The following is a 22,983-nucleotide window of genomic DNA, read 5'->3' on the forward strand; positions in this document are numbered from 1 at the left end:
AGGGCGGCGTGACCGGCATCGTCGAGGAGTTCCTCGCGCTGAAGGAGGAGTCGGACGCGGACGTCCTCGCCATGCAGGTCGGGGACTTCTACGAGTTCTTCGCGGACGACGCGCGCCTCGTCGCCGACGAGCTCGACCTGAAGGTCTCCGAGAAGTCGAGTCACGGCTCGTCGTACCCGATGGCGGGCGTCCCCCTCACGGAGTTGACGCCGTACCTGAAGTCGCTCGTGGAGCGCGGGTACACGGTCGCGGTCGCCGAGCAGCGCGGCGACGACGACACGACGCGCGAGGTCACGCGAACGGCGACGCCGGGCACCCTCCTGGAGGCGACGGGCGCGGACGCGCGCTACCTCGTGGCCGTGGTGCGCGACGGGGACACGTACGGCCTCGCGGCGGTGGACGTGACGACGGGGACGTTCCGGCTGACCGAAGTGGAGGACGAGCGGAGGGCGCTCGCGGAGCTCGGGCGCTTCAGCCCCGAGGAGGTGTTACCGGGGCCGACGCTGCGCGGCGACGACGACTTTTGCGAGGCGGTACGGGAGGATACGGACGCGACCCTGAGCGTCCACGGGACGGAGGCGTTCGCGCCCGGGAAGGCGACGCACGAGGTCCGCGAGCGGTTCGGCGAGGGCGCGCTGCGTGCGGTCGGCGTCGAGTCCGAGGGGCCGGGCGCGCGGGCGGCGGGTGCGGCGCTCGACTACGTCGCGGAGACGGGCGTCGGCGTGCTGTCGTCACTGACGCGGCTCCAGCCCTATCGGGCGGACGACCACGTCGCCCTCGACCCGACGACGCGGCGGAACCTCGAACTGACGGCGACGATGCGCGGCGAGCGGGAGGGGTCGCTGGCGGCGACGCTCGACCACACGGTGACGGCGATGGGCGCGCGACGCCTGGAGGCGTGGCTCGTCCGGCCGCTCCAGCGGCGCGCGGAACTCGAACGCCGCCACGACTGCGTCGCGGCGCTCGCGGACAACGCGCTCGAACGCGACGCGGTGCGCGAGACGCTGGACGGCGCGGCGGACCTCGAACGCCTCGCCGCGCGCTGCACGTCGGGGAGCGCGGACCCGAGCGCCCTGAAGCGCGTCGTCGACACCTTGGCGCGCCTCCCCGACCTCCGCGAGCGCGTGACGTCGTCGCCGTCGCTCGCCGACTCGCCGCTCGGCGACGTGCTCGACCGGGTGGACGCCGAGGCCGCCGCCGACCTCCGCGAGACGGTGGACGACGCGCTCGCGGACGAGCCCGGTGGCGAGACGGGCATCTTCGCGCGCGGATACGACGACGAACTCGACGAGCTCGCGGCCGAGCACGACGACCTCGTGGCGTGGTTCGACACGCTCGCCGAGCGCGTGAAGGCGGAGAGCGACCTCTCGCGGGTGACGGTGGACCGGAACAAGACGGACGGCTACTACCTCCAGGTCGGGCACTCGCAGACGGACCGCGTCCCCGAGTCGTACCGGGAGGTGAAGACGCTGAAGAACTCGAAGCGCTACCGCACGGAGGAGCTCGACGCGAAGGAGCGCGCGCTGTTCCGCGTCGAGGAGGAGCGCGCGGCCCGCGAGCGCGAGCTGTTCGACGAGCTCCGCGCGGAGGTCGCGTCGCACGCCTCGCTGTTGCAGGACGCGGGACGGGCGCTCGCGGAACTCGACGCGCTGGCGTGTTTCGCGGAGCACGCGAGCGCGAACCGCTGGACGCGCCCCGAGTTGCGCGACGACCGGACGCTCGACGTGACGGCGGGTCGTCACCCCGTCGTCGAGCAGACGGTGGAGTTCGTGCCGAACGACGCGCGCTTCGGCGAGGGGCGGCGCTTCCTCGTCGTCACGGGTCCGAACATGAGCGGGAAGTCGACGTATATGCGCCAGACGGCGCTCATCGTGTTGCTCGCGCAGGCGGGGAGTTTCGTGCCCGCCGACTCGGCCGCGGTCGGGCTCGTCGACGGCGTCTACACGCGCGTCGGCGCGCTCGACGAGCTCGCGCAGGGGCGCTCGACGTTCATGGTGGAAATGCAGGAGTTGAGCAATATCCTCCACTCCGCGACCGAGGACTCCCTCGTCGTGCTCGACGAGGTCGGGCGCGGGACGGCGAGCGACGACGGCATCAGCATCGCGTGGGCGGCGACGGAGTACCTCCACAACGAGGTGCGCGCGAAGACGCTCTTCGCCACGCACTACCACGAGCTGACGGAGCTCGCGGCGCGCCTGGAGGGCGTGCAGAACGTCCACGTGACGGCGGAGGAGCGCGACGGCGACGTGACGTTCCTCCGGACGGTCGCGGACGGCCCCGCGGATCGCTCGTACGGCATCCACGTCGCCGACCTCGCGGGCGTCCCCGACCCCGTGGTGTCGCGCTCGCGCGACGTCCTCGAACGCCTCCGCGCGGACGAGGCCGTCGACGTTCGGGGCGGCTCGGGCGGGGGGAGCGAGGGGAGCGAACAGGTCGTCTTCGACCTCGGGAGCGGCGAACTGCGGGCGACGGGCGACGGCGGGGGCGACGACGGCGAGGCCGGCGGGAACGGTGGGCGGGAACGCGGCGGCGGGAGCGAGGCCGGCGACGGGAGCGACGCGCTCGACCCCGAGGCGGAGGCGGTCCTCGACGAGCTCCGGGGGACGGACGTCAACAACTCCTCGCCGCTCGACCTGCTCCAGCGGGTCAACGAGTGGCAGAAGCGGCTCGACTGAGCGACGAGCGTCGGATTCATGTGGGCGTGCGGCCATCGACGGCCATGAGCGAGGGCGAGGACGGAGACGCCGAGATACGCGAACTCGACGCGGCGACCATCGACCGCATCGCGGCGGGCGAGGTGGTCGAGCGGCCCGCGTCGGTCGTGAAGGAACTCGTCGAGAACGCCCTCGACGCGGACGCCACGCGGATCGAGGTCGAAGTGGCGGGCGACGGGACGGACGAACTCGTCGTGCGCGACGACGGCGTCGGGATGACGCGCGCGGACGCCGAGGTCGCAGTCGAGCGCCACACGACGTCGAAGATCAGGGACGCGACCGACCTCGCGCGCGTCGGGACGCTCGGCTTCCGCGGCGAGGCCCTACACACGATTGCCGCGGTGTCGCGGCTGACGGTGACGACGAAGCCCCGCGGCGGGCGCGGGACCGAGGTCCGCGTCGTCGGCGGCGACGTCGACGCCGTCGGCCCCGCGGGGCGCGCGCCGGGGACGACGGTGGCGGTCCGCGACCTTTTTTATAATACGCCGGCACGCCGCGCGTTCCTGAACGCCGAGAGCACCGAGTTCGGGCACGTCAACCGCACGGTGTCGCGCTACGCGCTCGCCAACCCGGACGTCGCGGTGTCGCTCGAACACGACGGGACGGAGACGTTCGCCACGCCGGGCGACGGGGACGTGCGCTCGGCGCTCCTCGCCGTCTACGGCCGCGACGTCGCGGCGTCGATGATCGCCGTGGACGCCGCGCCCGACCGGACGCTGGAGCGCGTCGAGGGATACGTGAGCCACCCGGAGACGACGCGCTCGACGCGTGACTACCTCGCCACGTACGTCAACGGCCGCTACGTGAGCGACCGGCTGCTCCGCGAGGCCATCGTCGAGGCCTACGGCACGCAGTTGGCCGCTGATCGCTTCCCGTTCGCCGTCCTCGACGTCGAACTCCCGCCGAGCGAAGTGGACGCGAACGTCCATCCGCGGAAGATGGAGGTGCGCTTCGAGGACGAGCCGGGCGTCCGCGCGGCCGTGACGGACGCGGTGCGCGACGCCCTCCGCGAGCACGGATTGGTGCGGACGAGCGCCCCGCGCGGCGCGTCGAAGCCGACGGACGCCGCGATTACCCCCGAGCGCGATAGCGTCGAGCGCGGTGACACGGGCGAATCGGGCGGACGCGGCGACCCGAGCGATGGTGGGGACGGTGGCGGGTCGGCGGGAGGCACGACGAACGGGTCGACGGAAGGAACGACGGGCGGACCGACGGGCGAGGCGGCGAGCGGACGGCACGCGTCGTCGCGCGGCGCGTCGGGGTCGGACGACGGTCCGCCGAGCGCGTCGCCGTCGGCGGCGGAACGTGCGTCGTCGGGACCGCGCGGGTCGCACACCGACGCCGGTGCGACGTCGTCGTCGGGCCGACACGCGGGCGCGACGCGGAACGCCCGGTTGCCCGGGACGGCGGACGCCGGGACGGCTGACGGGACGGCGGAGCGCGAGCGCGAGCGTCTGCCGCCGCTGCGCGTGCTCGGACAGCTCCACGGGACGTACGTCGTCGCGGCGACGGACGACGGCCTCGTGTTGGTCGACCAGCACGCGGCGGACGAGCGGGTGCGCTACGAGGCACTGCGCGAGGAACTCGGCGGCTCGCCGGACTCGCAGGCGCTCGTGACGCCGGCCGAGGTGTCGCTGACGGCGGCGGAGGCGGCGAGCTTCGAGGCGGCGCTACCCGCGCTCCGCGAGGCGGGTTTCGAGGCCGAGGTCGAAGACAGAACGGCGGTCGTGACGGCCGTGCCCGCGGTGTTCGGGCACGCGCTGGACGCCGAGCTCGTCCGGGACGTGCTCGCGTCCGCGACGAGCGCCGCGGCGGACGACGACGTGCTCGACGCCGCGGACGCCTTACTCGCGGACATGGCGTGCAAGCCCGCGATAAAGGGGAACACGTCGCTCCCGGAGGGGGACGTGACGGCGCTCCTCGACCGCCTCGACGGCTGCGCGGAGCCGTGGGCGTGCCCGCACGGCCGACCGGTGCTCGTCGAAATCGACGCGGCGGAACTCGACCGGCGCTTCGAGCGCGACTACCCGGGACATCAGGACCGCACGCCCGAGTGAGAGTGCGCGTTCAGTAGCGCCGCTCGAACTCGACAGGGTCCGTGTGCGTGTAGTAGGGGCCGCCGAGGCGACCGATAGTCGTGATTTCGCGGGAGTCGACCTGGCCGTCGCGGGTCGCCTCGTCGGCGACGTGGAAGCGCACGACGTCGCCGATGAGCATGGTGCGGCCGTGAATCTCCTGGCGGTCGTGGAGGGTGCACTCCATGGCGATGGGCGCGTCCGCGACGTACGGGGCGTCGATTCGGTCGCACTCGGCGCGCTCGACGCCCGCGAGGTCGAACTCGTCGCCCTCCTCGGGGCCCGGGTCGGCGGCGGTGTGGTCGACCGTCTCCAGGACGTCGGCGGTGGCGACGCTCACCGAGAAGACCTCGGTGTCGATGGCGTTCCGCGGGGTGTCCTTCAGGTCGCCGTCGCGGCGGCTGGCCGTGAACAGCACCGACGGCTCGTCCGCGCCGACGTACGTGTAGGAGCTGAACGGGGCGAGGTTGTCGGTCCCCGCGGCGTCGCGCGTCCCGACCCACGCGACCGGGCGGGGGCTGACGGCCGTCTTGACGATGCGCTCGCGCTCGCTCGGCGAGAAGTCGTCGGTATCTCGTGCGAACATTGGTCACCGATAGGGGCGAGGGGCGTATGAGTGGGCGGGGAATCCCGCGGATTGATTTGGGGCGGCGTCGTCGGCCGAGACATGAGCGACCTCGTGACGTTCGGCGAGACGATGCTGCGTCTCAGCCCGCCCGGACAGGAGCGCATCGAGCGCGCGTCCGAACTGGAGTTCCGCGCGGCGGGCGCGGAGAGCAACGTCGCCGTGAACGCCGGTCGGCTCGGTCTCGACACCGCGTGGCTCTCGAAACTGCCCGACAGCGCGCTCGGGCGGAAGGTGACGGCGACCGTCGAGTCCCAAGGAGCCGAGGCGGACGTCGTCTGGAGCGACGAGGGCCGACAGGGCACCTACTACCTCGAGCAGGCCTCAACGCCGCGCCCGACGAACGTCATCTACGACCGGGCGGACGCGGCGGTGACGACGGCGACGCCCGCGGAGCTCCCCACGGAACGAATCGAGAGCGCGGACGCGTTCTACACGTCGGGCATCACGCCCGCGCTCTCCGACACCCTCGAGGAGACGACGGCGGCCCTGCTCGCGCTCGCGCGGGAGGCCGACACGACGACCGTCTTCGACGTGAACTACCGCTCGAAGCTCTGGAGTCCCGCGGAGGCGCGCCCGGTCCTCGAATCGCTCTTTCCCGACATCGACGTGCTCGTGACGGCGGTCCGCGACGCCCGGACCGTCCTCGGGCTCGACGGGGACGCCGAGCGCGTGGCGCGCGACCTCGCCGAGGAGTGGGGGTTCGAGACCGTCGTCGTGACACGGGGCGCCGAGGGCGCGCTCGCGTGGCACGCGGGCGACGTGGTCGAACAGCCGGCGTTCGAGGCCGACACGCACGACGCCGTGGGGACGGGCGACGCCTTCGTCGGTGGCTTCCTCGCGCGGCGGCTCCGGGGCGACGGCGTCCCCGCCGCACTGGAGTACGCGGCCGCGACCGCGGCGCTCAAGCGCACCATCCCGGGCGACACCGCGCTCGTCACGCCCGCGGAGGTCGAGGGCGTCCTCGACCGCTCGGGCGACGACATCGCACGCTGACGGCCCCCTCGCTTTTCCTCACCGCCGCGCGTAGACGACCGTATGCACGTCCTCGTCATCGGTGCGTACGGGAGCGCGGGCGTCGCCGCCGCGGAGGTCCTCGCGGACGCCGACGTCGAAGTGACGCTCGTCGACGACGGTGAGCCGGGCGGCGGGCTCTGCATCCTCCGGGGCTGTATGCCCTCGAAGGAGGTGTTGAGCGCCGCCCACCACGGCCATCAGGCCCGCTCGGACCCGCGGCTCGACGCCGACGTCAACGTCGACTTGGAGCGGGTCGTCGCGCGCAAGGACGACCACACAGCGTCGTTCGCGCGCCACCGCCGCGACGCCGTCCACGACCTCGCCGAGCGCGAAAACGTGACGTTCCACCACGAGACCGCGCGGTTCGTCGACGACGGCGTGGTCGCGGTCGGCGACGAGCGCTACGAGCCCGACTACGTGGTCGTGGCAACCGGCTCGACGCCGCGAACACCCGACCTCCCCGGCATCGACGACGTAGACGTGATGGACTCGGCGGACGTCCTCGACGCGACCTCGTTGCCCGACTCGGGCGTCGTCCTCGGCTTCGGCGCGGTCGGCCTCGAACTCGTGCCGTATCTCGCGGAGGCGGGCGGGACGGACCTGACGGTGATCGAGCACGACGCGCGGCCGCTCGACCGGGCGGCCCCCAAGGTCGGCGACGGCATCGTCGAGTGCTACCGCGAGGAGTTCGGCGTCGACGTGCTGACGAACGCCGACGAGCGACGCGTCGAACCGACGGCCGACGGGGGCGTTCGACTGACCGTCGAGCGGGCGGACGGCGTCGAGACGGTCGAGGCCGACCGGCTGTTCTGCTTCACCGGTCGCGTCCCGACGGTCGAGGGCCTCGGTTTCGAGGCGACGCGAGTCGAGCCGGACGCGGGATGGGTCGACCCGGGGACGCTCCGGGCGCGCGACGACCCGACGGTGTTCGCCGCGGGCGACGTCGTCGGCGCGCGCGAACTCCTCCACACCGCAAAAGAGGAGGGCGCGGTCGCGGCGCGCAACGTCCTCGCGGACTGGCGCGACGAGGCACTGGAGACGTACGACCCGACCACGCACCGCGTGGTCTTCGCGGCGGCGGGCGTCTACCCGTACGTCACCGTCGGGATGACGCCCGGCGAGGCGGAGAATGCGGGCCACGACGTGCTGACGGCGTCGCGGAAGGCGAGCGACGACGGCGTCTTTCGGACGAAGAACGCCGCGCGCGGCCGGGCGGAACTCGTCGTCGACGCGAACGACGGCACCGTGCTCGGCTACCACGGCTGGCACTACGAGGCGGACGTGATGGCGAAGACCCTGCAGGTGCTCGTCGAGGCGGGAATGGACGTCCGGGACGTCCCGGACCGGGCCTTCCACCCGACGACGCCGGAGATAATCGACGGCCTCGTCAGGAAGGTCTCGGAGGAGCTCCGGTAGCGCGGGCGCTCGACGTGGCGAACAGGCGGCACGGGGAGAGGGGGTCGTCGCGCACGTCGCGCCGCCGGTTTCGCGGGGCGTGCGCGGGCGGTCGTCAGGGCGCGGGCATACGCCGGGGGTCGTCCCGGCTTCGGTGAAGAAGTCGCGGGTGGAGGGTCAGGCGACCGTGCAGCCGCCCGTGTACTCGACGTCCTCGACGCTCTCGATTGGGTCGTCGCCGCAGACCGGGCAATCGGGGTCGCGGGCGATGGGGACCTCCTCGAAGCCGACGCTCGCGGCGTCGTAGTGGAGCATTCTCCCAGTGAGGAGGTCGCCGACGCCGAGAATCGACTTGACGGCTTCGGTGGCCTGCAAACACCCCATCGTTCCGGGGAGCACGCCGAGGACGCCCGCGGTCGCACAATCCGGGACGGTCCCCTCCTCGGGGGCCTCGGGGAAGACGCACCGGTAGCAGGGGCCGTCGGGGGTGACGGTGAGCGCTTGGCCCTCGAACTTGTATATCGCGCCGTGGCTGAACGGGACGCCGGCGAGCACGCAGGCGTCGTTGACGAGGTAGCGCGTCCCGAAGTTGTCGGTGCAGTCGACGACGAAGTCCCGGTCACTGAGGAGGTCGCGGGCGTTCTCGCGCGTCAGGCGGACCGCGTGGCCCTCGAAGTTGACGTCGGGGTTCAGGTCCGTGACGTAGCGGCGCGCGGAGTCGACCTTCGGGGTGCCGACGTCCGCGTCGCGGTGGAGTATCTGACGCTGGAGGTTCGAGCGCTCGACGGTGTCGTCGTCGACGACGGCGAGCGTGCCGACGCCGGCCGCGGCGAGGTACTCGATGACGGGCGAGCCGAGGCCGCCCGCGCCGACCACGAGGACGTCGGCGTCGAGGAGGGCGGCCTGGCCCTCCGGGCCGACGTCGTCCATGATGATGTGGCGGGAGTACCGGTCGAGCTGCGTGGGGTCGAGGTCGAGACCGGCCATGGGTGAACGTGGCGCGCGAGGGCAAAACGGGTGTCGGTGGGCGAAGCGTGGGGGCCCTCAGAGGTAGTAGACGGCGACGACGACGAACGGCCCGACGACGGTGAGCGAGAGGAACGCGACGACGATGACGGCCGGGTCGCGGCTGACGTGCCACGCGAGCGCGGGGACGCACGCGAAGGCGGCGACGAACGCGAGCGCCGCGTACGCCACCGTCCGGTTCGGTTCGGGGCGGTCCGCGGGACGCACGGGGAGGTCGAGCGCGAGGACGGCGGCGGCGAAGTCCGCGAACGGGCCGACGGTCGCACGCGTCCGCTCCGGGTCGTACGCGGCGTCCGGCCAGTACCCCTCGTTCGGCTCGCGCCAGTCGAGTTCGACGAGCGCGGTGTCGGCCACCCGGTCGACGAGGCGGCGGGGTATCAACCCCTCGCAGGCGGCGAGCGGCGCGCGCCACTGCGGTTCCTCGAGCAGGCGGTCGTGGCCGACGAGCGCGTCGCCGTAGCGGTGATACGCCATCGTCCCGAGCTGGAGGTAGCGGCCCGCGGCACCGAGACAAACGCCGGCGAGGAGCAGCGAGGCGGGGAGGAGCGCGAGCGGCGAGCGGAGGACGACCGCGAGGAAGACGGTGGCGATCGCACAGAGGAACGCGGGGCGGCTGACGAGCGTCGCCAGTCCCCGGCAGGCGCACTCGATGCGGACGGCGCGCGAATCCGGCGTGCGGACGGCGTCCGGGTCGCCCTCCGGTACCGGCACGGTCGGGGCGTCGACGGTCGTGTCCCGGTCGCCGAAGACGGCTGCGAGGACGCCGTCGCCGGGTTCGTCGTCGCTCACGCGGCGGTACGTCTCCGCGAGGAGTTTCGCGGCGACGACGCCGACGACGACCACGAGGCCGCCCGTCCGGAACGACTCGCTCGCGGCGACCGGGACGGCGAGCAGGAGCACGAAGACGGTCTGCTGGCCGGTGTGGGAGATCGCCATGCGCGGCGAGGTATGTTCGTACTCGCGCTCGCCGACGTACTCGCGGGCGAAGGAGACGCCGTGCGCGACGGTGATGGCGAGCGCGCCCGCGGCGACGGTGAGCCAGCGCGCGTCGCCGAGGGCGTTCCACAGGTCGAGCGTGGCGGCGAAGAAGAGGCCGATACCGACCCAGACGACCCCGAGCATCGAGAGTTGGAGGAGCGCCGTCGGAACGTTACGAACGTAGAACGTGTGACCCCGATACGTCCACCCACCGCGCTTCTCGCGCAAACCGGCGAGTGGGAGGGTGTTCGTGCGCACCGAGCGGTCGAACGGCACCGCGAGCAGCGCCCGCGGCACGCCCCAGAGCGCGGCGACGCCCATCTCGACCCAGTAGAGGACGAGCACCGTGAGGAGGTCCCAGCCGAAGGCGAGGACGCCCGCGAGCGGGTAGCAGTTCGCGGCGACGACGACGAGGAGCGACGCGGTGTGTCGCGCGGTCGCCCGAGCGTCGGTGTCGGGGTCGCTCACGGGCGGACGGACGAGGCGTGGCGGTCGGCGAGCGGGCGAGTGTCGGTGTCGGGGTGGTCGACGAGCGGGGCGGGGAGGGCGGCCATCACGCCCCGCTTTCGTGGCGACCCGGAAAAACGACGGGGGTCGGGCGGCCCTCAGAGGTAGTCGTCCCAGAGCGGGATGTGCGCGTAGCGGTCACCCCGGTCGGGGAACGGCACGACGACGACGTCGTCGGAATCGAGGTCGCCGCGGTCGGCGAGGCGCGTCACCGCGGCGAGCGCACCCCCGGAGGACGCCCCGACGAGGAACTCGCCGTCGACGCGGAGGTGGTCGCGGACGAGCGCGTCGTCGTACTGCCCGGCGTCGTGGATCGTCGGGTCGCGTCCGGCGTAGCGTTCGCGGAGGCGACGCGCCTCGTAGTACGCGTCCGCCGTCGGGACCGAGAGCACGTCGTCGAGTTCGTCCGGCGCGTATATCTCCGGCTCGTGGTAGCGCGACCCACGGACGTATTTGAGGCCGTCGATGCCGTGGCGCGGCTCCGCGGGTTCGTAGCCGACGACCGTGACGTCGCCGCGCTCGCGGAGCGCCCGCCCGACGCCCGTGACGGTGCCGCCCGACCCCGCGCCCGCGACGAAGTGCGTGACGCGCCCGTCCGTCTGCGCGCCGACCTCCGGGCCCGTCGTCCGCTCGTGGACGCCCGGGTTCGCCGGGTTCGCGTACTGGTCCGGCATGTAGGCGTCCGCCTCGCGCACGCGTCGGTCCGCGAGGTCGAGCATCGCCTCGTAATCCGGCGCGTACGTCACCGTCCCCCCCGCCGTCCGAATCGCCTCGGCCTTCTCCACGGGCGCTTCGTCCGGCATCACGATCTCGACGTCGTAGCCGCGCGCGACGCCGAGGCGCGCCAGCGCCGTCCCCGTGTTCCCCGAGGAGGGCTCGACCACGAGCGTCCCGTCGTCGAGGTCGCCCGCCGCGACCGCGGCGTCCAGCATCGAGCGCGCGATCCGGCTCTTCACCGACCCGCCGCCGTACGGTTGCGCGTGGAGGTTGTACCACTCCGGCTTCGCGTACACCTCGCAGGGCACGCCGGGGTGCTCGACCCGCAACAGGGGCGTCTCGCCGATGTGCGACTCGTCTATCGGCGGTGCATCGACCATGGAGAACGGGAGGAGCGCGCGAGTAAAGAAGGAACGGGCCGGGAAAGGAGAGGGTGAGCCGACACCGTCATTCAAGAGCGCTCGCCGTGTAGCCCAGCGCACACGATGAACGGCGACGGCGACGTACTGGAGGACGCGCGGTTCGTCCTCGGGAACCACTTGGACACCCTCGAAGAACTGAACACGCGCGCCTACCAAGTCATCAGGCTCAACGCCGTCATCCTGACGATCATCGCCGCGGGCCTCTACCGGACGCGCCCGTCCGGGCTCCTCCTCGTCTACACAGCCATCGGCGTCCTCGGACTGATCGGCGCGTCCGTGTGGTGTTTCGGGCTTCTTCGCGGCGCACCGGTCGGCGCCGGCATGAACGCGGACAGCTTCGAGGAGTTCGTCGAGGACGGCATCGACGCCGACGACTACTTCGACCACGCCGTCGGGACCATCTACCCCGCGGCGATCCGCGACGCGAAACGCTCGGCGTCGCAGCAGGCCTACCGGCTCAACTACGTCTACGCCATCGAGGGTGGCTCGATCGTCTGGATCGTCTTCAGCGCGGTCGTTACCCACCCGATATAGGGGGAACGTATACGGTGCCGCGCGTACGAACCGCAGGTATGTCTGACGACGGAGACGACGAAAGCGAGGGCTCCCCGTTCAGCAACGAGGAGCCGAGCGAGACGTACAAGGGGTTCGCGGAGAACGCCGACGAGGACAGCGACGAGGAGTGACGAACGCGGGGGACGGCGGCACGTAGATCCTCCCGTCGCTCGACGGCGAAACGCACTGCTGCCTTGGCGTCGAGACGTGACGCCGGCCGGAGAACGGCGAATACTGGGATGGGCCCTGGCGGATGGTGACTGCGCGGTTCGCAGGGTCGTGAGTGTCGGTGTTCCAGCCATCGTTAGAGGTCGGGAAGGTAGTTGCGGCGCTGTTCGGATTTCTCGCGGGCGCTTCGCCGGTCGTAGTGTTTGTCGAGGATTCCCTCGCTGGCGTCGAGGCGATCTGAGACGATCCGGCGGGGAACGTCCTCACGTCGGTAGGCGGTGACGCGGCCGCTCCGAACGTCGTGCGGGGAGCGACTTGACGGGCAGTTGCTCGCGCGAGCCGCGTCCGTCGCTTCGCACTCTGCGGGGTCACGGTCGTGCGGACAGGGACAGTTCCGCCAGCACGGCCGCGTGATGGTGTACAGCGTGTCGCGGAGTGTGCTGGTGTGGGGGCGGCCGTAGCAAGTCGTCAGGAGTGGCTCGTTGCCGTACTCGTCGACGACGTCGTTGCGGGGGCCGTTGACGTAGTCGCGGAGCGTACGGGCGACGCGCGGACTGATCGCGTTCCAGCGTTCGCCCTTCTCCTTGTTCTTGAGCGGGCAGTCTTCGCCCGGCCGGTGAACGAATTGGAGGCCGGGGTCGTTCCCGTCAAGGGAGACGTCGGCGAGGTTCAGCCCGCGGAGTGCGCCGATGCGCGCGCCGGTGTGCCACATCAACAGGAGGGTGACGTGGTTGCGGCTGGCGTACTCGTAGCGTTCGAGATAGTCGAGGATGTCCTCGGCGCGCTCAGGTTTGAGCGTCGTTTCGGAGACGTCCTCACCGCCGCTCACGGTTGGAAGCGGGACTTTCTCGCGGAGTGTGCTCGGAACGGCGTCGACGTCGGCGGCGAATCGGAGGAACGCGCGGAGCGTCGAGAGCTGGCCGCGCAGAGTGACGGCGGCGATAGGCTCTCGGTTTCCGCCGTTCCCCTCGCGTCGCCAGATGCGGTACTCGTAGAGATCGCGGCCACCGAGTTCGTTCAGGTTCTCGATGTCGTTCTCCTCGCACCACTGGATGAACGCATCGAGTCGGTAGCGGTGTGATTGGAGGGTGTCGGCGCTGATTTCGTCGCGCCGTGCCTCCAGGTACATCTCAACGCCAGTCTCGGGATCGAGTGAGTCGAGGTCGCGGGTCATAGGTCCTCCTCTAACTGGGTGATCGCGTCTTGGAGGTCGTTGATCGCGTCCTCACCATCGACGGGTTGTACCGTCAACTGCCGGTAGGCGCGGTGGACTGTTTCGGCGACTTCGGCGCACACGGATTCCTTCCGCTGCCCTGCTTGCTTGGGCGGCGTGGGGGCGTGCTCGGCGTCGCTCATGCGCCCGCCTCCGTACACGACGTCGTCCACGCCTTGCGAGCCGCGAGCGCCTGCTCGCCGGCGTCGGTGAGCGCGTATTCGTTCGTCCGCTTGTCCCGCTCGGACTTCGAGACGAGCCCCTCCTCGACGAGGTCGTTCAGGTTCGGGTACAGCCGGCCGTGGTGGACGACGTCGTAGCAGTACCCTTCGAGGTAGTCCTTCAGCGCGAGTCCCTTCGACGGCCCGCGCTGATTGAGAACGTGCAGTAGGTCGCGCTGGAACGCCGTCAGGTGACCGTATTTATCAGCGGGCGGTTCGTTACTGTCGTTGCGGGCGTTAGGGCCCGCATCGGTGGTTTCGGACATGGTCTGTCTACGAAACCATCCTTTTCGGGTCGGCGTTGCAGCGCCGGCCCGTACTCCGATAGCAGACAGCCATCGGCACGTGGATAGTTCCGTACTACATTCAAAACAGTATTGCCACTTATAATTTTGGTGTGCTACCTTAGAAGTCGGAAAGCGATTTTATAATGCAGTAGTCCCGTCTGGTTTTGAGGGTAGCGGTGTGAGTCGTTGTAATGCGACATCGTGCTGAATGGCAGAACCTCCTTGACGACCGCATCCTCGAAATCGCATCTGACGCGGCTGAAAGCGGCGAGGAGCCGATAAATGCGCGCGATATCAACGACCGCCTCCCGCAGAAAGACTACAATCTTGACTATATCCGCCGTCGCTGTGGAAAACTCACCGACGCGGGCCTCCTACAGCGCGTCCACCCCGATAATGCACTATGGGCAATTACCGACCGTGGACAGGCATACCTCAGCGAAGAGTACGACGTCGCGGCCGGCATGTATATCGACGAGATGAACGGGAACGGCGAAAACGACATCAGCGCCGACGAGCGGGTATAGATCGATGCCAGTTCGGATGCACGCGCGCTGGGTCGAGAAGGCCGACGAGGACGTCCTCGAGTACCTACGCGACCACGACCTCGCGACGCCGAGCGAGATCGCGCGCGCCATCCGAGCTCCCACGACGACACGACGTGTTCGCGAGCGGCTTCGCGTACTCAGTCAGGCCGAGTACGTCGCGCCCCTCGACGACGACTACGACGTCTACCAGCTCACCGTCTGGGGGCGGCTCTATCTCGACGGCGAAGTGCGCGCCGACCTACTGATTCCTGAGCCGAGTGCACAACGACCCGGACACGTCCTCCATACCTAACCATGCACAAGCGATTCGCCCCTCAGCGAAAGCACGATCTTCGTGAGAAACTCCAACAGTACAGCGGGAAGAGCGTCGGGGACGTAGTCAAGCGCCCTGGTAGTCGAGAAGAGTACGAGGTCGTCGACTTCGCCTACCGGGTCGAAAAAGAGGTCTTTGTCTACTGGTTGCGGCAAACCGACAGTCTACGCGGTGGTCCAGTAACTCACGAGGGACTGCAGAGGTGGGAGACCGTCGAAGGCGATAGTCAAGACCCCGAGCGTGAGGTGTTCCACCCCGGCGGGAACGACACGCGCATGTCCCGGGGATGGAAGGAGCAGCTTCGAAGCGAGTTCGCGAAGTACGTCACGAAGCAGGTCGGCGACACCGTGGAGCCCTACTACGACGATGGCCATTACGAAGTGGTTGATCTCGCCTATCGCTTCGAGGAGGGGGAGTTTGTCTACTGGGTGGAAGACGATGACGGCAACATCCAGATGCGCGACGACCTCGAGATGTGGGATACCGTAGAGAAATGATGATAGCTCAGACACCTTTCATGCCTGTGCCGGACGCACGGCGCTCCGACCACATCCTTGGATAGATGCCGAAAATCACAGACTCTACCGTTCTCTCCGCAGAAGACATCAAATGGCGGAATCGGAGTTTCTTCCGAAACCCAGAGCACACGTACATCACGAATCATCCGTCTCCACGAATGACCCGCCGAAAGATAGAGAACGTCCGGAATAGCGACCTTCGACGCGTAATTCGAGGTCTCCCCGAAGACGAACACCTCTACTCACAGTGCGCACTCTGGGTGCACGCCCTCGCAGGAAAGCAATTCTTCCCGGATGCAAACCATCGGACCTCCATGCTCACACTCCAATACCTGCTCGAAGAGAACGGGGTAACCGTTAGCGACTGGCCGGGGCAGGGCATTGAAGAAACAATCCGAGAGTCGAAGGAATTCCTCCGGTCAGCGGGGGCGCGTCGACTGGATCAACTATGGGAGAAAGACCCGCTGTACACGATTTGGTTAGACCACTTCGTCCAGCTGTTCAGAAGCCGCTCCTAAAGCCGGAGCTCAAGGTGACGATTAACCGGGTCAAGAACGCGAAATTAGTCGTCTTCGTCGCCGACCTGTACGTCGCCCATCGCGACGTACTCGTCGTGGCTCTCCCGCTCCAGCTTATCCATCTTCTCCTGAGCATCGCGGGGCATGGTTTTCTCTTGCCGTCTCGGCGGCATTAATGTTGTCCATGCCGCCCATGCCGCCCATGCTGAAATTAAGCCCGTTAGCTCTCGGAAAGACCGTACCGTTGGGTATTATCGATGAAATGGGAAGGGGTTCCATGCCGCCCATGCTGCCGCCCATCACGTCCCCGAACCGAATTATTTCGGAGCGTTTAGATGTATAAATGATCTGGTCCATGCTGTTGAGTCCACTAGACTATTCACGCTCACAATCGACCACTTCGGCATAATATCCCGAGTCAGCGAGCTACTCGATAACCCGTTTCTCGCCTTTCAAGAAATCAGAGTCCGAGTATAGTCGAAGATTCTCAGACGGATTTAAGTCAATCCCGACACCGCTCAATCCCATACTTTCAGCCACTTCAATCACTGTCCCCGAACCAGCGAACGGATCGAGAACAACTCCTGGCATCGTATCAGCGTCACAAGCACAACCCTCCCACCCTGCTGTCGTTTTCACTGGGAATGTGAATTCTCGGAAGTAACCACCAAGGACATCTTTCGCCTCTTTTGCGAGCTTTTTCACGTCCTCCGAATTGTCGACCTGCTGAATTTCCCTTCCCTTCCCAGCATCCGAGATACCGGTCGCTTGGATTGCTTTGAGGTGTTTCTCCTCCAAATCAGAGTCGTTGAACTTCTCCATCGCTCGGCGAGCCTGCTCACGCTCTTCGTTAAGTTGCCGTAGAGCTTTCTCTACCTGTCGGTGCTTCGGCTGCCCACATTCGGTGCAGACTGCAGGTGGGCAACCAGCAACGAGACATCGTTCAGCCAACTCCTCGGGGAACGGGGCGAGATGGGATTCGTTCCTATCGTGGGCGATTTCCCATACATCAATTGGGTCGTCGTAGATGTTCTTATATCCAAACTTGTCGAAGTAATAGTTATTCCGTGGTGTGAAATGGAAGATGTACTCGTGACGGTTAGTGAAACGGTCGTCGCTCGGATTGGGAACACCGTTCGGCTTCTTCCAGACGATCTCGCTTCGAACTAGCCATCCGCGCTCACGGGCAGCCTCTGCGACTTTCCACGGGACACCTAACCGTGACTTGCGACGATAGGTGTCCCCGATGTCGAGCAGAATTGTACCTGTATCACGCAGCACACGCTCCCACTCCTCAAATGCATCCATGAGAACGCTGACGAACTTGTCCACCGAGTTTTCTTGCCCGATTTGGTCTTCGTGGCCATAGTCGCGCTTCTGATAGTACGGGGGAGAAGTGGCGATGAGATCAACCGAGTCATCCGGAATCGGGATGTCACGGGCGTCTCCCTGCCGGATAACATTCGCTGGTGTCCGATCAACCTCCGGATATTGTAGTTTGTCGATAAGAGTCCTGCGAGACATTTGCTTTGGGTCTTTATCGCTCGTCGAGGTTATTTTATCTTTGCTCACTGGATTTCCGAGTTAGATGGTGTACTTGTCGAGTTGATCGTCGCTAACCGTTTGTTCAAGAAGAGACTGTGCAACCCCTTTCATAGTAGTTTCAATAACTGTCGAGAGGTCAACTTCTTCCCATGCTGGGTCGTCGCCATACTCATTTTCTAGCTCCAGATATTGCCCGATAGAGTAGAAGATAATGCCGAGCTTGTACGTCCGCTGAACGAACTCCTTTCCCGATTCTCGGAGATTGTGCCGACGAATGAAGTTGACTAGAGGTGCTGAGTCTCGATTGATGAACAGCACCATCTCTCCCTCATGGGTTGGCTCTACCGAGACGATAGACTGCTCATCGAAATCGTGCTCGTCCCATTCTTCTTTCTCAACCCAGTACGCGTCCGGGAAATCGAACCCTTGTGTGTTCGGCTGCTTTTCCTCCTGTGGTGGTTTCTTTTCCTCCTTCTCAACGGGCTCCGTAATCTCGATCTGGATTGTTCGCGTGAGTGTCCCATCCCCTGTCTGTGCCGGTTCAACCGTAAGTTGGAGTGGCATTGTGTGGCCAACGACTGCACCCTCAGGTGGTTCTAGAGTCAGCGTAAGAATACCATCCTTGAGACGGACAGATTTGACGATATTCGGGAGTGACGGCTTGATTTCACCGGGTTCAGTATTTCGTGTTAGATAGTCATCCTCGGCGTTTAGCTCAAACCGCTGCTTCGACTCTTGGTTCTCCGGGATGCGCTTTGTGTACTGTCCGTCTGCACCCTCCCACAGATCGTAGTTCGTTCGTGAGGTGTACTTCTTGACGATCTCGAAGTGGTCGGGGTAGAACTGCCCCTCATACTCCAAGTCTTTCTCACCTTCCGTGTCGATAGTTGGCTGCTTCTGCCCGGCCTTAAGGTATCCTTTGAGAGCGGGGTTTTTCGACAGAATTTCTTCGAGGATGTCGTCCTCTAACTCCTCAGTATCCTCCTTCGCCATCCGGTTCCGACGGCGCTGCTCCTCCTTCCGCAGCATCTCGTTTTCACTAACAACCTCCTCCAACTCTTCTTTCAGAACTTGTGCTGGTTCTTTAGATTGGAGGCGGTCGCGGGACGGTTTGAACAAGTCAACGATATCGGCGTCATTGATGTCGGAGAAGTCAATAACGACGAGGGCGTCTTTCGCGACCCGATTGAAGTTGCAGCGGCGCTTGAGGAAAGTCTGTCCTTGGTCCCCGTGCGTTTGTCCGTTAAGCGTGAATAGGATTGCCTGTTTCTCGTGCTTTCGACCGCGGACGAAGTTGACTTTTCCATATTCCGAGAGTCCCTCTTCGCTAATGATGTCGTCCGCTTTCATCAGGTAGATATGTATCGTCTTGGTGCCCAGAATGTCGTTGTCGAAGGTATACTCAATCTCATCGACATCCTGTATGAACTTGCGGTTGTCTTGGAGACGTGGGAGTAGGCCTTTGGTGTATACTCCTCCGTAACCGTCGTATCGTTCATCAGCCAGTTTGATAGGGAGCGGTGATTGAACGAGGTATCGCTCTAGACGACGGCGGAAATACTGGTTGATCTCGCTTTTTATTTCGCTCTGGTACTCAAAGCACTTGACGAATGACCCGTATGTCTTGTCGTTGATTGGGCCTTCGAAGGTAGGGACTTCGTCGTCAATAATGAGGTACTCATACCGTGTTCGGTCACGGTTTTTCCTCACGAGACTCCATGCCCACTTTTCCGGTTCATCGTAGGAGGCAGAAATTATGAGTTTGAAGCCACGGTCACCACAGAATGGGAGCACTCCGGTTGAACCCATTCCGTAGCGGCCTTGAAGAAAGTTGAACTCCTGTTTAAGTTTGCCAGGAGTGAGAACGTTGAGGAACGTTGATTCAAACCGCTCACGGGGCTGTCCCGTTCCGTTGTCATAGATTGAGAGGGAGAAGGGGCCATTTGGCTCACCTCGTGCAGTAAGTGTAATTTCCGCGTCGTCCTCGTCAACGAGCTCTTCCGCTGCTTCGTGGGTGTTCTCAAACTCGTCACCACTGTAACTATCACCATATCGTTGGTAGAAGTTCTTGAGCGTGACTGCATCGTTACTGTTTGTCAGTAGTTCAGTAAGTGCGGCCATCGCCTCTGACTGCTGATTCTCAACGATAGAGTAGTTGTTCTCCTCTTGACCGAGCGCAACCCACTCGGCGTCTGGATTCCCCTCAAATTCTCGGTGAACAAGCTCAGCGACTTCTTGATCGGTGTCCCGTTCTAGCAACAACTCCTCTGCTAGAGCCTTCATAGACTGGGATTGAGACATTAGCTGACACATTCATTTCCTATCGGTATATATGTTGTTGAGGAATTAGACAATAGAACTCTATAACATGTTCAGTAAGGCTCGAAGATTGTGCTCACCGAAGGGCTCCTCGGTGTCGTCGATCACTATACCGAGAGGTGAATAATACGATAAACCTCCTCAGCCAGTCGGATTTATTCACCCCTCAACTGGACTAGAGCCCCGCCTCAGCAAACTCTTCATTGATGACTTCGTCTGTGGGTGCGTTCAGATACGGCTCGATAGCTGAGAACGACGACCACCCGCCGACGTCCATGACGACGCGGGGGTTCATTGACTTCCTGACGAGGAGCGTCTGGGCGTAGTAGCGACGGAGGTCGTGGCTCGAAACTTTCTGCCAGTCCTCATCACCGATCTCGTCGCCGACGCGCTCGGCGGTCCGGGAGACGACGCGCTGCACCGAGCGCGGTGTGAGGTCGACGATGGACTCGTCGCGCTCGATGCCCTCGACGTTCGCGTAGCGCAGAAGATCGGACTCGACACTGTCGGGTAGGTAGGCGTCGCGTGGCTTCCCGCCTGAGCCCGTCGTGTCCTTCCCCTCGCGAACGCGGAGGCGAGCGACGCCGTCGACGTGGTGGACGTCAGCGGGGCGTACTTGCGGTATCTCGAAGCTCCGCAGGCCAACCTCGCCACCGAGGCGAATTATGAGCGCGTCTCGGTAGGAGCTCGCGGCAGCCTCAAGGCGTTCGTACTCTGCGGGGGTGAGCCAACATCGGTACGAGTGGTGGTTCTCGTTTCGCTCGATTCGCATGTCGTACTTCTCAAGACACCCCCGACATAAGCGAAAAACAGTTTGGGGGATTTCGGGGTGGTTTCGAGTCTATAGCGGAATCTGCGTCGTACTTCTTGGAGAACTAAGACGCGGTGTCGAGGCGTCTACGGCGGTATTTCTTTTTGGTATATGTTCGGGGGGAGACGAACCGGTGATGGCTCGTAACAACCTCGACCTAATCGACATCGTCGGCATGGCGCTCGTCGGGTTCTTCGGCCCGATGAGTCTCGACGCATACACAATCAAACTGAAGCTCTTCGGCGGCTTCGACTTCACAACCGTCATCTGGTCCGGCTCAGGTGCGGAAGTGACGTACGCGACGCTGCTGGCGCTCGGTGGCGTCGGCTGGATCGTCGTGGCGAACTTCTGGGCGGGCGACTGGGATATCGACGATATGGAGCCCTACCATATCGCCGCGATCGTCGTCGCGCTCGGCATCGTCCCCGTCTACGCGATCGTCCCCGCCGTGCAGAACGTGATGGCCGACTACAACTCCATCACGCTCGTCGTCGCCCTGGTGCAGGCGGGCTTCGGGCCGCTGCTCTCCTGGGAGGGCTAACCGATGCAGGCACTTGTTGCGTGCGCGGCGGCCGACGGCGGTGCGGGCACGCTCTCGGGGGTGCTCCCCGCGCTCGCGGTTGGACTCGTCGCGCTCTTCGGGGTCGTTGCTGTCGCTGACCACTATCGGGGTGGTCGCTCGTGACGTCCACTATCGGTCGCGTCGGGCGCGTCCTCCTCGCCGTCGCGCTCGTCTCCTCGATGGTCGCCGCCCCCGTTGCGGGCGCGACCGGCGACCCAGGAGGCCAGCCCGCGCTCGGCGTCTCCGACTCGACGACCTGCTCGGCGCTCGGGAGTGCCGCGGCGTTCGCCACGCTCGGTATGGCCGGGCCCGCCGTGCAGTCGACCTGCACGAGCTGGACGACCGCCCAGCAAGTCGAGGACACGGCGAACGCGGACGCAAACGTCACGAAGGCCGACCTCGAGATTGCCGCGCAAGCGCAGCGCACACAGTTCGAGACGACGCAAACCGTCTTTAACAATTATCTGAACGATAGTCGGTCGGCTGCTTGGATGGCCGCTGAGACTGCGGTCGCGAATTACTGGGCAAATACGGCGGCGGCTAATCGTAGTAAGGTTGAGGCGCGAGCGGCCGCGAGACAGGCGATTAAAGACTATTGGAGTGTTAAACAGGCGAATCTAATTCAGTCGTGGAACACTCAGATAGATACGTGGCAGACATTAGACGCGCGAGCGGCTGAGGAGAAGATATCAGGCTCATTCGTCTCGCCCACCCTTGAGAAGCTAAGGACTAACGATCCTACATATTTCGAACCGGCTAATCTTGAGATTAAGGACGTTAACGTAACTCTCGCTAATGGTACAAAAATCAGTGTTCAGCAAGCAATTGCTAAACATCAATTTATCGGGCCTGACACAAATACGTTGGACGTTTACCGATATACTCCGATGGGGACGTCCGGAACGCGTCAAATTCTGCTCCATAATCTGACTGTTGGGGATACTGCATTGCTGCCAACGCAATGGTACGTGTCGACAGGGGAGCGGATTCAGACGATCTCCAGCAATCAGATTAGTACCTCCTACAATTGGATCGACGGGATGTGGGGGGCGCTTCAGAACGACTCAATTAGCCCGAGCGCGATCACGTCGCGGACGACCGACCTCTACCGGATGAGCCCTGACGCGGGCGAGAACGCATCGCTCTACCGGGCGACCGCGGCGCTCTCCGGTCTCGGGCTTTCGACGCCGACTCTGGATGGGCTCGGGACGATGGAGGTGACGCACGGCGCGAACAACACGACCGATTACGGGCTGATCCTTGCGAATCAGGCTCCGAACGGCTCGTGGCAGGCGCACACGACCTATAACGCCTCGGCGATTCCGGGCGCGGAGTACCTGGCGACGACTGACGGTGAGCAAATCCCGCTCACGGGGACGTTCACGGTCGGGAACATCACGACGACGAACGGCGGCCAAATCGACAGCGTCGACGCGCAGCGCGTCGTCTACCGAACCTCGAACGCCACCCAGTACGTCGAGAAGATGGAGGCGTTGCTTAACCAGACGCAAGCCGCGCAACGAGGCGGCGGGGGTGGGCCGACTGGCGGCACGGGCGGGGGTGGCTCCTCGCCGGTGATCGTCGCCGGCCTGGGTGTCGCCGCCCTCCTCGCCGTCGTCTACCTCCAAAACCGGAGCAACTAGCGATGCTGTACTTCGCCTGGAAGGTGCTCCTCCGGCCCGTCCTCCCCTATCTCCTCGCGTTCGCCGGGCTCGTCGCGTTGGCGACCGCCGTCGGTGACGTGACGGGGTGGTGGGATATGCACGCGATCCTCCTTGATGCCGCCTATCGCGCGATCCGCGGGGCCGTCGACGCCGCCGTCGCGGCGGTCCAAGGCGTCATCGACAGCATCCTCGACGCAATCGCGTCTCGACTCAATCCGCTCTAAGCCGTCCGCGGTCGGCCACAGCGCCGGTTCAACTCCGGCGG

At 65.6% G+C, this 22,983-nt stretch carries 22 protein-coding genes; 12 read left to right on the forward strand and 10 right to left on the reverse strand.

What is annotated here, in order from left to right:
* Window positions 1-8 precede the first annotated feature (8 nt).
* Both mutS and mutL read left to right on the forward strand, forming a co-directional pair.
* Window positions 9-2,675, forward strand: a complete 2,667-nt coding sequence (gene mutS / locus IEX84_RS09705; RefSeq protein ID WP_188872330.1) for a DNA mismatch repair protein MutS — start codon at window positions 9-11, stop codon at window positions 2,673-2,675.
* 44 nt (window positions 2,676-2,719) lie between these two features.
* Window positions 2,720-4,771, forward strand: coding sequence for a DNA mismatch repair endonuclease MutL (mutL, locus tag IEX84_RS09710; RefSeq protein WP_188872332.1), 2,052 nt, complete (start codon window positions 2,720-2,722; stop codon window positions 4,769-4,771).
* A gap of 10 nt (window positions 4,772-4,781) precedes the next feature.
* On the opposite strand, the gene IEX84_RS09715 is transcribed toward mutL, so the two are convergent.
* Window positions 4,782-5,375 (reverse strand): flavin reductase family protein, encoded by a 594-nt coding sequence (locus IEX84_RS09715; protein ID WP_188872334.1) that lies wholly within the window; start codon window positions 5,373-5,375, stop codon window positions 4,782-4,784.
* Window positions 5,376-5,456: 81 nt separating this feature from the next.
* Between IEX84_RS09715 and kdgK1 the strand changes: the two genes are divergently transcribed.
* Both kdgK1 and IEX84_RS09725 read left to right on the forward strand, forming a co-directional pair.
* On the forward strand, window positions 5,457-6,410 hold the full coding sequence (gene kdgK1 / locus IEX84_RS09720; protein WP_188872336.1) for a bifunctional 2-dehydro-3-deoxygluconokinase/2-dehydro-3-deoxygalactonokinase: 954 nt from the start codon (window positions 5,457-5,459) through the stop codon (window positions 6,408-6,410).
* A 42-nt stretch (window positions 6,411-6,452) separates the two neighbouring features.
* Window positions 6,453-7,847 carry a dihydrolipoyl dehydrogenase family protein gene (locus IEX84_RS09725; RefSeq protein ID WP_188872338.1) on the forward strand — a complete coding sequence of 465 codons (1,395 nt, stop codon included), beginning with the start codon at window positions 6,453-6,455 and terminating at the stop codon, window positions 7,845-7,847.
* Window positions 7,848-8,003: 156 nt separating this feature from the next.
* Here IEX84_RS09725 and ubaA read toward each other — a convergent pair whose 3' ends face one another.
* From ubaA to IEX84_RS09740, 3 genes are all read right to left on the reverse strand, one after another.
* A complete protein-coding gene (gene ubaA / locus IEX84_RS09730) occupies window positions 8,004-8,813 on the reverse strand; it encodes an SAMP-activating enzyme E1 (RefSeq protein ID WP_188872340.1) in 810 nt (269 codons plus the stop codon).
* A gap of 57 nt (window positions 8,814-8,870) precedes the next feature.
* Complete coding sequence (locus IEX84_RS09735) at window positions 8,871-10,298, reverse strand: DUF6498-containing protein (protein WP_188872342.1); 1,428 nt, start codon at window positions 10,296-10,298, stop codon at window positions 8,871-8,873.
* A 137-nt stretch (window positions 10,299-10,435) separates the two neighbouring features.
* Window positions 10,436-11,434: a PLP-dependent cysteine synthase family protein gene (locus IEX84_RS09740; RefSeq protein ID WP_188872344.1), complete on the reverse strand. Its 999-nt coding sequence runs from the start codon at window positions 11,432-11,434 to the stop codon at window positions 10,436-10,438.
* A 105-nt stretch (window positions 11,435-11,539) separates the two neighbouring features.
* On the opposite strand from IEX84_RS09740, the gene IEX84_RS09745 reads away from it, so the two are divergent.
* Window positions 11,540-12,010, forward strand: coding sequence for a hypothetical protein (locus IEX84_RS09745; RefSeq protein WP_188872346.1), 471 nt, complete (start codon window positions 11,540-11,542; stop codon window positions 12,008-12,010).
* A gap of 325 nt (window positions 12,011-12,335) precedes the next feature.
* Here IEX84_RS09745 and IEX84_RS09750 read toward each other — a convergent pair whose 3' ends face one another.
* From IEX84_RS09750 to IEX84_RS09760, 3 genes are read right to left on the reverse strand one after another with little or no spacing between them, the layout of a single operon-like run.
* Window positions 12,336-13,373 carry a tyrosine-type recombinase/integrase gene (locus IEX84_RS09750; protein ID WP_229732353.1) on the reverse strand — a complete coding sequence of 346 codons (1,038 nt, stop codon included), beginning with the start codon at window positions 13,371-13,373 and terminating at the stop codon, window positions 12,336-12,338.
* On the reverse strand, window positions 13,370-13,555 hold the full coding sequence (locus IEX84_RS09755; RefSeq protein WP_188872348.1) for a hypothetical protein: 186 nt from the start codon (window positions 13,553-13,555) through the stop codon (window positions 13,370-13,372). The genes IEX84_RS09750 and IEX84_RS09755 overlap by 4 nt, the downstream gene beginning before the upstream one ends.
* Window positions 13,552-13,899: a PadR family transcriptional regulator gene (locus IEX84_RS09760; protein ID WP_188872350.1), complete on the reverse strand. Its 348-nt coding sequence runs from the start codon at window positions 13,897-13,899 to the stop codon at window positions 13,552-13,554. The genes IEX84_RS09755 and IEX84_RS09760 overlap by 4 nt, the downstream gene beginning before the upstream one ends.
* Before the next feature lie 212 nt (window positions 13,900-14,111).
* Between IEX84_RS09760 and IEX84_RS09765 the strand changes: the two genes are divergently transcribed.
* Genes IEX84_RS09765 through IEX84_RS09775 form a run of 3 tightly spaced genes read left to right on the forward strand, consistent with a single transcriptional unit; the run spans window position 14,112 to window position 15,278 of the window.
* Complete coding sequence (locus IEX84_RS09765; protein WP_188872352.1) at window positions 14,112-14,447, forward strand: MarR family transcriptional regulator; 336 nt, start codon at window positions 14,112-14,114, stop codon at window positions 14,445-14,447.
* 4 nt (window positions 14,448-14,451) lie between these two features.
* Complete coding sequence (locus tag IEX84_RS09770) at window positions 14,452-14,760, forward strand: hypothetical protein (RefSeq protein ID WP_188872353.1); 309 nt, start codon at window positions 14,452-14,454, stop codon at window positions 14,758-14,760.
* A 2-nt stretch (window positions 14,761-14,762) separates the two neighbouring features.
* Window positions 14,763-15,278, forward strand: coding sequence for a hypothetical protein (locus IEX84_RS09775; protein ID WP_188872355.1), 516 nt, complete (start codon window positions 14,763-14,765; stop codon window positions 15,276-15,278).
* 965 nt (window positions 15,279-16,243) lie between these two features.
* On the opposite strand, the gene IEX84_RS09780 is transcribed toward IEX84_RS09775, so the two are convergent.
* The 3 genes from IEX84_RS09780 to IEX84_RS09790 form a co-directional block, all read right to left on the reverse strand.
* Entirely contained in the window at window positions 16,244-17,389 is a 1,146-nt protein-coding gene (locus tag IEX84_RS09780) for a DNA-methyltransferase (protein WP_188872357.1), read from the reverse strand.
* A 12-nt stretch (window positions 17,390-17,401) separates the two neighbouring features.
* Entirely contained in the window at window positions 17,402-19,663 is a 2,262-nt protein-coding gene (locus IEX84_RS09785; protein WP_188872358.1) for an ATP-binding protein, read from the reverse strand.
* Window positions 19,664-19,856: 193 nt separating this feature from the next.
* Window positions 19,857-20,453: a site-specific integrase gene (locus tag IEX84_RS09790; RefSeq protein WP_188872360.1), complete on the reverse strand. Its 597-nt coding sequence runs from the start codon at window positions 20,451-20,453 to the stop codon at window positions 19,857-19,859.
* Between the two features lie 175 nt (window positions 20,454-20,628).
* Between IEX84_RS09790 and IEX84_RS09795 the strand changes: the two genes are divergently transcribed.
* The 4 genes from IEX84_RS09795 to IEX84_RS09810 are packed head-to-tail and all read left to right on the forward strand — an operon-like array spanning window position 20,629 to window position 22,942.
* Window positions 20,629-21,033 (forward strand): hypothetical protein, encoded by a 405-nt coding sequence (locus IEX84_RS09795; protein WP_188872362.1) that lies wholly within the window; start codon window positions 20,629-20,631, stop codon window positions 21,031-21,033.
* A 3-nt stretch (window positions 21,034-21,036) separates the two neighbouring features.
* The gene (locus IEX84_RS09800; RefSeq protein ID WP_188872364.1) at window positions 21,037-21,177 is read left to right on the forward strand and encodes a hypothetical protein; all 141 of its coding nucleotides are present in this window, start codon (window positions 21,037-21,039) and stop codon (window positions 21,175-21,177) included.
* On the forward strand, window positions 21,174-22,697 hold the full coding sequence (locus tag IEX84_RS09805) for a hypothetical protein (RefSeq protein ID WP_188872366.1): 1,524 nt from the start codon (window positions 21,174-21,176) through the stop codon (window positions 22,695-22,697). Before IEX84_RS09800 ends, IEX84_RS09805 begins: the two co-directional genes overlap by 4 nt.
* 2 nt (window positions 22,698-22,699) lie before the next feature.
* Window positions 22,700-22,942 carry a hypothetical protein gene (locus tag IEX84_RS09810; protein ID WP_188872368.1) on the forward strand — a complete coding sequence of 81 codons (243 nt, stop codon included), beginning with the start codon at window positions 22,700-22,702 and terminating at the stop codon, window positions 22,940-22,942.
* Window positions 22,943-22,983: the final 41 nt, after the last annotated feature.

This window comes from Halarchaeum rubridurum (genome assembly GCF_014647115.1).
Taxonomy (GTDB): Archaea; Halobacteriota; Halobacteria; order Halobacteriales; family Halobacteriaceae; genus Halarchaeum; species Halarchaeum rubridurum.